This window comes from Veillonella sp. (assembly GCF_018381775.1).
GTDB lineage: Bacteria > Bacillota > Negativicutes > Veillonellales > Veillonellaceae > Veillonella.
In genome coordinates this window covers 1-13,255 of record NZ_JAGZRH010000011.1, presented here as the reverse complement: position 1 = coordinate 13,255, position 13,255 = coordinate 1, and the positions used below count along the sequence as shown (strand labels likewise).

The following is a 13,255-nucleotide window of genomic DNA, read 5'->3' as shown; positions in this document are numbered from 1 at the left end:
GAGGCCGTTATGAAATCCTTTCAACGGAGATGGGAAGGTTTAGAAATTACCATTATTACCGTTATCGTATTATTGTTATTATTGTTGGCCTATTTGAATTGGGCCATTGCAATTCTAGCGTTAATTATCGTAGTAGCGGCGTATTTGGTTAACTATAACACCCTTCATAACCGGCGTCGTTTAGCAAGGGAACAGTTTGGGGCGATGATGAAAAACGTCACACAAGCTTCGAACTTTGCTTTACAAAACTTGCCAATGGGGATTGCTCTTGTTAATAAACAAGGTACCCTCGTATGGAATAATAGTGTCTTTGCAGACTGGGTCAAGGTAGACTGGAATAAACTTCAAAAAATGTCTGCTCTTATGCCTGGCTTCCGTATTGATAAAATCTGGGGGAAATCTGGATTTATGACGGAACAGTACGAAGATAAGTATTTCCAAATTATTTACAAATTCATTGATCCTCGTGATACACGACCAAATATTGATAGCGATGATGAATTAGCAGAACATGCAGTAATGGCGCTTTACTTTAAGAATATTACAGACTTAGAAAAGGCGCGTATTAAAGCTGAAGAGGGCCAGCCGGTATGGGGCATGATTCAAATCGATAATCTCGAAGAATTGACAAAAGGTCTTAGTGATCGTGAGTATACTAGCGTTTGGACAGATATTAATAACATTATTATGGATGAAATTGATAGACAAGAAGGTTTCATTCGTAACTTCCAAGATGATATGTATACCTTTGCTATTTCTCGTGGTGCACTTCATGCGATGGAGGAAGATGGGTTTAAAATCCTTGAGAAAATCCGTAAATTGCCATCTCCTCGTCAAGTGCCAGCAACAATTTCTATCGGGATTAGCGAGAACGTAGGCTCTGTAAAAGAGGTATCGGGTCGAGCTCGTGCTGCTCTAGATATTGCATTAGGTCGCGGTGGTGACCAAGTGTGTATTATGGATGGTGAAAGCACTCGCTTCTTCGGTGGTAATACAGCTGGTGTTGAGAAGAACACACGTGTTCGCGCTCGCGTTGTTTCGCAAGCTTTGCATGAGCTTATGATCGACTCCGACAAGATTCTTATCATGGGTCATCAACGTGAAGACTATGATGCCTTAGGTGGTATTATCGGCGTCACTTCCATTGCTCGAGCACTTGGTAAAGAAGTACGTGTTGTACTTTCAAATGAAACGAGTGCTATTGATAAAATGGTGGCCGTTCTTAATGAATCTGAGTTCTGGCAAGAGCATTTTATCACTGTAGAAGGTGCAAAGGTATGGGTAGATGCGAATACGCTCACTATCGTGTGTGACACGCATCGTCAAGCAATGGTAGCAGCCCCAGAGGCGCTTGAAATTTCTGAACGACGCATCGTTATCGACCATCATCGTCGCGCAGCGGATTTTGTAGAAAATCCATTACTTACCTATTTGGAACCTACTGCATCGTCCACATCTGAGCTCGTCACAGAGCTTGTACAATATGCAGGTGTTCCTGTGAAACTTTCAAAAGCGGAAGCTACAGGCATCTATGCAGGTATCGTTCTAGATACGAAGAACTTTGTTCAACAAACTGGTGCGCGTACCTTTGAAGCGGCTGCATTCTTGCGCCGTGCAGGAGCGGATATTGAAAAGGTTAAACAATTATTTATTGAAACCTTCGATTCTGTTCAATTGCGTGCTAAAATAGTATTTGAAGCTAATCGTACCGAAGGAATTGCTATTTCCGTAGCTCCTGAAGGTTTGAAGGATATGATGGCATTAGCTGCACAAAGTGCGGATATGCTCATCAGTAATGAAGATATTGAAGCAGCCTTTGTACTGTATACCTTAAATGACGGCGGTATCGGCGTTAGCGCTCGATCCAAAGGCAAGGTAAACGTACAAGTTGTAATGGAAGCCTTGGGTGGCGGTGGTCACAGAACTGTGGCTGGTGCCCAATTGCAAGGTATGACCGTAGAGGAAGCGAAGCAGGCCATCTTAGAGCGTGCTCTAGAAGCCCTTCATTCCGCTGAACAAGAGGAGGAACAACAATGAAAGTAGTATTGTTAGAAGACGTTAAAAAAGTTGGTAAAAAAGGCGAAATCGTTGAAGTTAGCGACGCATATGGTCGTAATGTATTGATTAAAAAAGGTCTTGGCCTTGAAGGTACAACAACTAACGTAAATAACGCGAAACAAAAGCAAGACTCCATTGCTCACCACAAAGTAGTAGCGAACGATGAAGCTAAAATCTTGGCAGCTCAATTGACTAAGGTTGAAGTAACTGTAAAAGTTCGCATGGGCGAAGAAGGTCGCGTATTCGGTTCTGTTACTGCAAAAGACATTTCCGATGCAGCTAAAGCTCAATACAAAGTAGATATCGATAAAAAGAAAATCGAAATCAAAGAACCATTGAAAACATTAGGCGTACATGACGTTTTAGTTCGTGTTCATCCTGAGATTACAAGTACTATCAAGGTTAATGTAGTAGCTGAATAATAGTGTTCACCATGCTCTTTGAGTATGGTGAATTCTTTTATCCATAGTGGTTGTGTGAAGGGGATTATCATGGATGTACGCATTCCACCGCATAATCTAGATGCGGAAAAGGCCGTTTTGGGGGCCTTATTAACCAATGGATCCAACTCGGGCGCTGTTGTTGATACAGTGACGAGCATTCTAAAATCTGAAGACTTTTACCGCGATGCACATCGTATTATTTATGATGCTATCTTAGAAATCGTGCATGCTAATAAGACGGCGGACTTTATCACTGTTGGTGAAGAGCTTGATCGTCGTAAACGTCTCGATGCGGTAGGCGGTCTTGCATATATTACATCTTTGGCTAATGAATCGGTGTCCTATAATGTAGAGGAACACGCAAAGATCATCAGCGAGAAAGCTCAGTTGCGCCGCCTTATCGATGCAGGGAATAAAATCGTAGGTATGACGTATGCTGGCGAAGATGAGCCAACGGCTATCCTCAACAAGGCAGAGCAAATGGTACTAGACGTAAGTGGTCAAACTCAATCTGAATCTTCCTTTGCTCCCATTAGTGAGATAGTATTATCTAACTTAGATAAATTAAACGCATTGCAACAGCATGATGGCGCTATTACAGGCGTTCCAACAGGCTTTAAAGATGTAGACCATGTCTTTAATGGTCTACAAAAATCTGACCTTATCCTCGTAGCAGCTCGTCCTGCCATGGGGAAAACGGCTTTCACCTTGAACATTGCTCAAAACGTAACGATGTTATACGACAAGACGGTAGCGTTCTTCTCCCTAGAAATGGGCAAGGAGCAACTCGTTGGTCGTATTCTCTCCTCCGTAGCTGGTGTAAGCTCTGAAAAATTGCGTCGTGCGAACATGGACCCTGCTGACTGGGAAAAGGTTATTGTCGCAGCGGACCGCATGAGCAAAGCCAAGCTCTTTATCGATGATACGCCGGGCCTTACCGTGCAAGATATGCGCTCTAAATTGCGCCGTCTTAAGGTGGAACATGGTCTCGATCTCGTTATCGTCGATTATATTCAGTTGATGCAAGGTCGTAACTCCGGTAAGGGCAGCGAGAACCGTCAACAAGAGGTATCTGAAATTTCTCGTAACCTCAAATTGATCGCTCGTGAGTTTAACGTGCCGCTCATCGCCTTGTCTCAGTTGTCTCGTGGTGTTGAAAGCAGACCAGATAAAAGGCCTGTACTTTCTGACCTTCGTGAATCTGGTTCTCTCGAACAAGATGCGGATATCGTTATCTTCTTGTATCGCGATAAATATTACGATGAAAACTCCGAAAAAGGGGACAATGCAGAAGTCCTCATTCGTAAACACCGTAATGGTTCCGTCGGTACCGTGGAACTCCAATTCGTTGGGGAATTCACACAATTTAGAGACGTGGAATTCCGAGACATGGGGCCGGAACAATAATGAAAACTATCGTGGGTGTGCCTATATTGATGGGGCCCGACTTTATTTCGACAACTTAGTTACAAAAAAGCACCACCTATCTCGTGGCTCCAAACGACACGTAAGTCGCCCCTCGATAGGTGGTGCTCTTTTTGTATTACGTTAGCAAAATAAGTCCCATCAATATATAATAGAACTAGATAGTTTTCAGTGTATTGTTAGGAAAGGAGCGCGTGATGGGTAGCGGCATGGAGTTTTTTGTATTTTACTTCTGTTGTGTGGCTCTTTGGTTAATACTTAGTGGGTTGTATTTAATTATCAAACGATTTGTATTGCGTCGCAATGGAACTCCAGTAACGATTGTGTCTGTACTTCCACGAGTTATAAAGGAACTACCATTTGTAGTTCGTGGTATGGATAAATATATTTATGGTTATGATATTAAGTATATCTTGAATGGTGAGACTCATACTGCTGAAAGTGTAGAGTTTTATATTCCTTTTGGACCAATCGGTGGACCTGTAGTTCTATTTAGTCCGACAGGTGTGCTTGCAAAAAATGGAGAAGTAAGTATAGATAATGTAAGGGTAACTATTGTGTATGGCCTTGCTTCAATTGCATTAGGACTAGTGGTATTTTTGGGGATGTTGGATTTTGTTAGATAGAAATAAATAGCTATATTTAATAATGTGTTAAACACATAGGCATCTAATATTAGATTATATATCTAGTGTTAGGTGCTTTTTATTTTCTATAAATTTATCTTTATAATAACAAACATATGTTTGAAAATACTCTGTATTTTTGTTATACTAATCATAGAAATTCTTCTTTTCATATTTCTTGTAGAGGCTAGTGGTTTAGCGGTTTGAGGAGGTGTTTGTATGGGTTCAGCTGATACGGATCGGATGTATATGTGCATTGATTTGAAGAGTTTTTACGCGTCTGTGGAGTGCGCCGATTTGGGGCTGGATCCGTTTACAACGCCTTTGGTGGTGGCCGATGGGTCTCGTGGCAAAGGGGCTATTACATTGGCTATTTCACCGGCTTTAAAAAAGTTAGGCGTTAAGAATCGCAGTCGTCTTTTTGAGATCCCTCCGCACATTGAGTATTTGACGGTGAAGCCTCATATGAAACGGTATATGCAGGTGTCTGCTGAGATTTATGGGGTGTTGCTCAAGTATGTGGCGCCTGAGGATGTGCATGTGTATTCTATCGATGAGTATTTTATCGATATTACGCCTTACTTGCCGCTCTACAAGAAAACGCCCCGTCAGCTGGCGCAGATGTTACTTGATGCGGTGCTAGAGGCGACCAAGATTTATGCCACTGTTGGGATCGGCACGAACTTATTCCTCGCCAAGGTTGCCCTCGATATTCTCGCAAAACATGCGCCTGATTTTATAGGGTATCTTGATGAAAGCCTCTTTAAAGAGAAAATTTGGTATCATCAGCCCTTGACCGACATTTGGCAGATTGGCAAAGGTATAGCCAATCGTTTGCACAAGTATGGCGCGTACGATTTGCATGGTATCACCATGGTTCCAGAGGCTAAGCTATATAAGGAGTTTGGCGTTAACGCCGAGCTCATCATTGATCATGCTTGGGGACGTGAGCCCTGTACGATTGCAGATATCCATGCGTATCGTCCTATCAAGCATTCTATCTCTCATGGTCAGATTTTGTTGCGTAACTATACTTACGAAGAGGCGTACGTGCCTATGCGGGAAATGGTGGAGTCCTTGGTACTAGAGCTGCTACAAATCAAAGGGGTTACGAACCATATTCACGTTCATATCGGCTATGCAGATGAAATGGTGCGCTCCACAGGGGGCTCTAAGAAGCTCAAACAATATACAGACTCTCTACAGACGTTGACGGTGGCTATTATTAAATTATATGAGCAGCATTGCCATAAAAACGAGCTTATCCGTCGTATTGGGATCAGCTTTGAGGATTTAGTGAATCGTTCCGCAATCCCTCAAGAGGAGGACTTATTTAGTGCTCTTACGACGGATACAGAGGAAAAGGAGCGACAAGTACAAGAGGCAATGCTATCCATCAAGGAACAATTCGGCAAAAATTCTATTCTACGCGCCTCTAGCTTGCAAGAGGAAGGGACCATGCGCTTTAGAAATACCTTAGTAGGCGGGCACAATGGGGAATAAATAGTAGAATAACTAAATTGGGAATATTAGTCGCATAAGGGGAGGTATACATTAATGAAACATCGTATGTCTCGTTTACAACGGGCGAAACAATTTATGCCTTTTGCGGCATTGAAGGGCTTTGAGACTTTATTATCGGCTGTTGCACGGCCTAAGGAGGCGCGTGTGGAGCTGTCAGAGGATCAATTAGAGGAGTTAAATCGTACCATACAATCTTTAGTGGAAGGCGATTTTGTACGAGTCCTTTACTATACAGGTCACTGCTATACGGAGTTAGTAGGATCTATCGAGGCTATAGGTAAACCTTTACATAGTCTATCTATTGAGGGCGTTGCTATTGCTTTCAAAGATATAAAAGAAATTAATCTTTTTGAATGAGACTTTTTGAATGGTTGATAATAGCAATACAACGTATGTAGGATGTAACGTAATCAAAGAAAAAATAATTAAAGAAAATAATTAAAGTAAATAATTAAAGTAAATAATTAAAGTAAATAATTAAAGTAAATAATTAAAGCAATTGTAAACTAAAGCAATATAGAATTAGCCTGTACTTATGAATCATGAGTATAGGCTATTTTTCTATCATTTATTGTCATAATATATATTGATAATTCTTCTTGACAGACCTTATGAATTCGATTAAAATAAACATATGAACAGATATTCATATAAATAAAATATCTGATGAAAAATGTTTAGGAACATATATAACAAGATATGAAACAAGATATGTCTAATAAGTATTAGAAATAGACAATAAATTAACTTATAATACGGGATAGAAACTTTTACTATTATCGAAGGAGATATTATGGAAGAAACATTATTGTTGAAGGATTTGAACTGTCCGAACTGCGCAGCAAAAATTGAAGATCGTATCCGTAAAATGGATGTTGTAGAGACTGCAAATTTCACAATTGCTACACATCAATTAAAATTAACCGGCTCTTGGGAAGACCGCGAAGCTCTTAAACGTGACATTCAAGACATTTGTGATGCCATTGAAGAGGGTGTAACAGTAGCCGATTACGAGCGTAAATCTAAAGCGGCTATGGATGACCACGGTCATGATCACGATCACGGCAGTGATGCAGTAACAATTGCAGTTATCGTAGCAGGCTTGTTATTCATGGCCTACGAAGGGTTGACTACAGTTGTGCCGTCCATCGGCTTGCCAGAGTCTATCGAAACTCCAATTTACTATATTGCCTATATTCTTCTTGCATTTCCAGTATTGCGTATCGCAGGTCGCAATATCTTAAAAGGCCAAGTGTTCGACGAGAACTTCTTGATGTCTATCGCTACATTGGGCGCTATTGCTATCGATGCATTGCCTGAAGCCGTAGGCGTTATCTTGTTCTACCGTATCGGTGAGTTCTTCGAAGAAAAAGCTACAGATCGCAGTCGTACAGAAATCATGAACGCTGTCGATATGCGTCCTCAAGAGGTGCGCGTTGTAGACACATGCGGCGGTGGTGAAATCGTAGTTATGGCTCCTGAAAAGGTTGAGGTAGGCTCAACTATCGAAGTTCGTCCTGGCGATTTGATTCCGCTAGATGGCACAGTGCTTGAAGGTGAAACTCGCGTTAACACAGCGCCTGTAACAGGCGAGCCTGTACCAGTTCGCGCAGTTCCTGGCACTCAACTCATGTCTGGTTGTATCAACGAATCTGGTCGCATCACAATGCGCGTAGATAAGGTTCTTGAAGAATCCATGGTTACTAAAATCCTTGATGCCGTTGAAAATGCAGCATCTTCTAAACCTAAAATCGACCGTTTCATTACGCGTTTTGCTCGCGTGTACACTCCAATCGTTGTAGCTCTTGCATTGGCTGTTGCTATCATCCCATCCCTTATTACTGGTGAATGGCATAAATGGATCTACACAGCCTTAACATTCCTCGTTATTTCTTGCCCATGTGCATTGGTGCTTAGCGTGCCACTTGCATTCTTCTCCGGTATCGGCAATGCGTCTAAACACGGTATCTTGCTTAAAGGTGGTCGCGTTATCGAGGCGTTGGCCAATGTGAAAGCAGTAGCTCTTGATAAAACTGGTACAATCACATCTGGTGAATTTAAAGTACAAAACGTAGAAACTGTAGGCTCTCATGTGAGCAATGCCCAATTGTTATCCATGGCGGCAGCTATCGAAGCCGTTTCTACTCATCCAATCGCAACAAGCATCGTGTCTGAAGCAAAAGAACAAGGCATTACTGTAGAGGCTTCCGACTTCGTTCAAGAGTTGGCAGGCGAAGGTATGGTAGGTATGACTGATGGTCAACAAGTTCTTGTTGGTAACCGTCGTCTTATGGAACGCTATGCAGTTCAAGGCTATCCAACAGAACCTGCTGAATACGGTACAGAAGTTCTAGTAGCAGAAGGTAATGTATACCTTGGTCGCATCATCATCGCCGATGAAGCTCGTCCTGATTCTGCAGAGGCTATCGCTGATCTTAATGGTCAAGATATTAAAACTGTTATGCTTACAGGCGATGCGGAAGCAAGTGCAAATTACATCGCTAAAGAAACTGGTGTAAGTGCTGTTCGCGCTCAATTGTTACCACAAGATAAATTATCCGTAGTACAAGATATTCGCTCTGAATATGGTCCAACTATGTTCGTAGGGGACGGTATCAACGATGCTCCAGTACTTGCTGGTGCTGATGTTGGTGGCGCGATGGGTAGCGGTGCTGATGCGGCTATCGAAGCGGCAGATGTTGTGTTCATGCGTCCATCCTTGACTGCTATTGCACACGTTCTTGACTTGTCTAAAGCAACTTTGCGTGTAGCATGGCAAAACGTTGTATTCGCTATTGCTGTAAAAATCCTCATCATGGCGCTTGGCCTTATGGGATATGCATCCATGTGGTGGGCAGTATTTGGTGATACTGGCGTATCCATCCTTTGTATCTTGAACTCTATTCGCATCTTGCGCCGCAATTAGGTGAAAGCAGAGTTTATAGCTCTATAGAGGAACGAAATAAATTACATTATCCTGATCTGAATGATTAGGGCTGATATAAATAACCTCTAGGTTAGTAACTGGCTAACTTAGAGGTTATTTTATTGTGTGAATTAAACATTTACGATACTTTTATTATATGATGAATTGTAAAATATATTGCGACATACATTTGTACATTATAAATAGACATAAAACTGTATATGTATGTTCTAGATACACAAAACTTTCACAATTGAATTGAATAATAGCTATAAAATAGTATATAATTTATTAGATGATTACTATATATTCGTTGGAAGGAGGGATAGCATGATTACGGTGTACAAACACATAGAAGAAGAGTTAGTTTCAGACTGCACTGTATCAGATGCCACAAAAGGTTCTTGGGTAAATTTGGTGAACCCAGACCCCGATGAGTTATCCCTTATCAATATTTTGACAGAAATTCCAACGGACGTTTTAAAGACCGCCCTCGATATGGAAGAACGTTCTCACGTGGAGTTAGAGGACAATTATATCTTCGTTGTTATCAACATTCCAGTTGTTCGCGGTAACGATATGTACGATACAGTGCCGCTTGGTATCTTCTTGACGCCGGACTTCTTTATTACGGTCTGTCTCGAAGAATCTGAAGTATTGTATCCGTTTATTTCCAATCAGATTTCTACGTTCTATACGTTTAAAAAGACCCGTTTCTTGTTCCAAATCTTGTATCGCACAGCGACTATGTTCTTGCGTTACTTGCAACAAATCAACCGTCGTACAGACGACATTGAAATTCAATTGCGTCATACCACAAAGAATAAAGACTTCTTCCAATTGTTGGAATTACAGAAGTCCTTGACATATTTTACCTCTGCATTGCGTACGAATGGTACAGTTATGGAGCGTCTATTGCGCTTGCGTGGTCATAGCGCTTATAGACATTTGCTCAAAATCTACGAAGAGGATGAAGACTTACTAGAGGACGTTATCATCGAGAATAAACAGGCCATGGAAATGGTTGAAATGTACTCCAATATCTTGATGAACATGATGAACGCCTTCACATCCATTATTTCTAATAACCTTAACTTGGTTATGAAAATGTTGGCTACCCTAACTATTGCTATGGCGGTTCCGACCATCGTATTTAGCTTGTGGGGGACAAACGTGCCATTGCCATTCCAAGAGGATCCAGAGGGATTCTATGAGGTTATAGGTGTTGCATTAGTATTCTCTATTATTGCCATTATCGGTATGTGGAAAAAAGACTTGTTCTAATCACTAAATACACATGAAAAAAGCTGGCTATGAGCCAGCTTTTTTGCTTGCTTAACTATTACGTTATTGCTTATTATTGGGCCAATCTGATATAATAGTACCGTTATGGAGAGGTGTCCGAGTGGTTTAAGGAGCTGGTCTTGAAAACCAGTGACTCCGCAAGGGGCCGTGGGTTCGAATCCCACCCTCTCCGCCACAATTTAGAAAGCCCTTTAGGTTATGATATGTACCCCCTTTACTGGACAACCAGTAAAGGGGGTATTTTAATGAGATATAGTTATGAATTTAAAAGAAAAGCAATTGAATTATTCTATCAAGGTTTAAGGGAAGTAGCTATTGTAGCGGGTATTAACTCTGGGCAACTGTATCAATGGGTTCATAAATACAAAACTTTGGGATACAATGGTCTTATGAATAAACCTAAAGGTCGAATCAAGATCCTACAGTAGTTAGCAAGGTTATTTAAGGTAATTAAAATGAAAAAGCTTTTTTTAAATCTAGAAGTAATTGATGGTTATCCTCCAGTATCTATGGAAAGCATTTGGGCAGAAGTGACTGAAGAAGGCTATCTTAAAATAAATAATATTCCTTTTTATAGCAAAGAAATCTCTTTAGGTGATATTGTTAGTGGAATACAAACGGAAGAAAATTACTTATTATATGATAAAACCATAATTCATAGTAAAAATAGTACATTGCGGATTGTTTTCTTTAATGAAAACCAGAAATTTAAAGATAAAATATTAACTAAACTAATAGATCTTGGATGTGAGTATGAAGCATTTAATGTAAATTTCTATGCAATAAACATACCAATTCAAGTAGATATAGAAGAAATATATCTCTTCTTAGATGAGTTTGTGGAAACTGACGATTTAGATTATGACACAGGGTATTTGGCACAATAATTTGTGCAAGCTATAACTTGCGTAATATCGCAATATGTAGAAAATTCTAGCATTGTTTACGTAATCTCAACAAAGAAAAAATTTATGGAATATTCTATCAAGTCAAAGATAGTGAATGCTTCAGAGGCCGATATTAGTAATTTTCATTGGGAAAAATATAAACTACATAAGTGTTCTGATACATTCATCTGATTTTATTAACTGTAGCAAGCGTAAGTTGGGTCGAGACCCAACAAAATATTAAGGTCGTCTGAAATAACCTTCAGACGACCTTTCTTATGATTTTTATCAAAAAAATACTGACAAAGGTATGCCTGGGAAAATAGTCGGTTAGCTATCACAAATGAAAACAGTGCGTGCTACCGCTTTGCCTACGACGTACTCGACCGCCTTAAAACCTACCACGGCACGACCTATTACTACGACTGCACCGGCAACCTGATCCACCGCAAACTGGCCGACGGCGAAAGCCGCCAACAAACCCACTACTTCCACTGCGACCAAATCGGCATCCCGAGAGAGATGATTGATAAGGACGGTAACCTGGTTTGGCTCAGGGATTATTACGGTTGGGGAAAACTAAAGAGCGAAACCAAAGTAACAGATAGCGCATACGAGCCCTTCCGCCTGCAGAACCAGTATGTCGACCATGAAACGGGGCTGCATTACAACCTGATGCGTTATTACGAGCCTGAGGCCGGGCGGTTTGTGAATCACAATCCTATTAAATATTTAGGAGGTACAAATTTTTATACTTATGCATTTAGTATCGTAAATTGGGTAGATTTTCTAGGATTAAATCCCTTTAGAGTGTTTGGCAAAGTTACAATAATTGTTTAACAAAGCAAATAAAAAAATAATAAATCTGATAAATGTGATCGAGAATATCAACTAGCGAAAAGGTTTTGTGATACTCCAGTATCACCTCAAGCGTCTATATGCGCAACTCTAAGTGCGCAAATTAATCATGCCAAAAGATGTATCGAGTTATAACTAATTAGGATAGAAAAATGTAACCCTGGAGACATACAATCAAAATAAATGGTTGTTAAAATAGGCTAGATGCTTTAAAAGAAAAAGCAAAATCTGAATATACTAAATAAATTCTTTATGAGGCTAAATAATGAATAATTTCTTGAAAAATCTTTTTTTAAATATCAGGATTTCCCTAGTTTTTTGAATCATAGTCCTATAACCTCCGTACATGACTTAGGATTTATGGGAGAAACATTATTAAATTTAGCAGTTAATTCCCAATCTAAAAAAGATGTTATTCTATTAATAGAAAATGGAGCAAATGTCAATCAACAAGGTGAATTAAATTTCACTCCTATTCAAAATGCTTGTCTTCATGGAAATCTTGATATTATTGAAATTCTTTTAAAAAATGGTGCTAAAACAAATATAAAAAATGAGTTTGGATATGATGCAAAACATTATACATCTGAAGAATATCACGATAAAAAGAAATCTAAAGAAATTAGAAACCTAATGGGATATTACAAACAATAAGTTACATATTTAATAGAAACCTGATAAAACATTAAGGCCGTCTGAAAAACGAAGAAGTTTCAGACGACCTCGAAGAGGAAACCGGATTTGTTTGGGACGGCAGTTACCTCTTGCAGAAAGTCCAGCCGGACGGCAGGTATACCTATATCTACACCGATTCCTACAGCTATAACCCTTGGCACAGGTACACAACCGGACCAACATGGTAATAAATACTCTTTAAAGAATGCACATAAGAAGGAGAGATTTTGTATTTAGATCAAGTAAATTATGAATTAAACAAAAAAATCAATGATTTTGTATGTAACTCAAATGATGCTACTACGCCGGAGGAAAGCATTGATATTCTCAATCAAGCATGGGAACTTTTACCCAAACCAGCTACTCAATTCGTTGAGCCTACTTCGGCAATCGCCTGTGGTATTTCAGAAAATTATAAAAAATTAGGTGATTATCAAAAAGCCCTTGAGTGGATGTTAATTGCACTTGAGGCACGAAAAGATGAACCTGCAGCAGGTGTGTTTATATGGACAGGAATCGTTTATTACG

At 40.0% G+C, this 13,255-nt stretch carries 13 protein-coding genes and 1 tRNA gene; all 14 read left to right on the top strand.

Annotation, left to right across the window (positions count from 1 at the left end):
• Positions 1 to 9 precede the first annotated feature (9 nt).
• Positions 10 to 2,037, top strand: coding sequence for a DHH family phosphoesterase (locus KH109_RS07520; protein WP_295217856.1), 2,028 nt, complete (start codon positions 10 to 12; stop codon positions 2,035 to 2,037).
• A complete protein-coding gene (gene rplI / locus KH109_RS07515; RefSeq protein WP_009352526.1) occupies positions 2,034 to 2,480 on the top strand; it encodes a 50S ribosomal protein L9 in 447 nt (148 codons plus the stop codon). Before KH109_RS07520 ends, rplI begins: the two co-directional genes overlap by 4 nt.
• 69 nt (positions 2,481 to 2,549) lie before the next feature.
• Positions 2,550 to 3,908, top strand: a complete 1,359-nt coding sequence (gene dnaB, locus KH109_RS07510) for a replicative DNA helicase (protein ID WP_295217836.1) — start codon at positions 2,550 to 2,552, stop codon at positions 3,906 to 3,908.
• Between the two features lie 215 nt (positions 3,909 to 4,123).
• Complete coding sequence (locus KH109_RS07505; protein ID WP_295217827.1) at positions 4,124 to 4,552, top strand: hypothetical protein; 429 nt, start codon at positions 4,124 to 4,126, stop codon at positions 4,550 to 4,552.
• A gap of 219 nt (positions 4,553 to 4,771) precedes the next feature.
• Entirely contained in the window at positions 4,772 to 6,055 is a 1,284-nt protein-coding gene (locus KH109_RS07500) for a DNA repair protein (RefSeq protein WP_295217821.1), read from the top strand.
• Positions 6,056 to 6,109: 54 nt separating this feature from the next.
• On the top strand, positions 6,110 to 6,433 hold the full coding sequence (locus tag KH109_RS07495; protein ID WP_295217809.1) for a YolD-like family protein: 324 nt from the start codon (positions 6,110 to 6,112) through the stop codon (positions 6,431 to 6,433).
• A gap of 436 nt (positions 6,434 to 6,869) precedes the next feature.
• Positions 6,870 to 9,002 carry a heavy metal translocating P-type ATPase gene (locus tag KH109_RS07490; RefSeq protein ID WP_295217799.1) on the top strand — a complete coding sequence of 711 codons (2,133 nt, stop codon included), beginning with the start codon at positions 6,870 to 6,872 and terminating at the stop codon, positions 9,000 to 9,002.
• Positions 9,003 to 9,332: 330 nt separating this feature from the next.
• Positions 9,333 to 10,286, top strand: a complete 954-nt coding sequence (locus tag KH109_RS07485) for a magnesium transporter CorA family protein (protein WP_295217786.1) — start codon at positions 9,333 to 9,335, stop codon at positions 10,284 to 10,286.
• 107 nt (positions 10,287 to 10,393) lie between these two features.
• Positions 10,394 to 10,482, top strand: a tRNA-Ser gene (locus KH109_RS07480).
• 70 nt (positions 10,483 to 10,552) lie between these two features.
• Positions 10,553 to 10,735 carry a helix-turn-helix domain-containing protein gene (locus KH109_RS07475; RefSeq protein ID WP_295217778.1) on the top strand — a complete coding sequence of 61 codons (183 nt, stop codon included), beginning with the start codon at positions 10,553 to 10,555 and terminating at the stop codon, positions 10,733 to 10,735.
• Between the two features lie 27 nt (positions 10,736 to 10,762).
• A complete protein-coding gene (locus KH109_RS07470) occupies positions 10,763 to 11,194 on the top strand; it encodes a DUF4265 domain-containing protein (RefSeq protein ID WP_295217766.1) in 432 nt (143 codons plus the stop codon).
• Positions 11,195 to 11,530: 336 nt separating this feature from the next.
• The gene (locus KH109_RS07465) at positions 11,531 to 12,034 is read left to right on the top strand and encodes an RHS repeat-associated core domain-containing protein (protein ID WP_363158803.1); all 504 of its coding nucleotides are present in this window, start codon (positions 11,531 to 11,533) and stop codon (positions 12,032 to 12,034) included.
• 378 nt (positions 12,035 to 12,412) lie between these two features.
• Entirely contained in the window at positions 12,413 to 12,706 is a 294-nt protein-coding gene (locus KH109_RS07460; RefSeq protein ID WP_105093790.1) for an ankyrin repeat domain-containing protein, read from the top strand.
• A gap of 248 nt (positions 12,707 to 12,954) precedes the next feature.
• On the top strand, positions 12,955 to 13,255 hold a 301-nt coding region (locus tag KH109_RS07455; RefSeq protein ID WP_295217753.1), incomplete at its 3' end, for a tetratricopeptide repeat protein.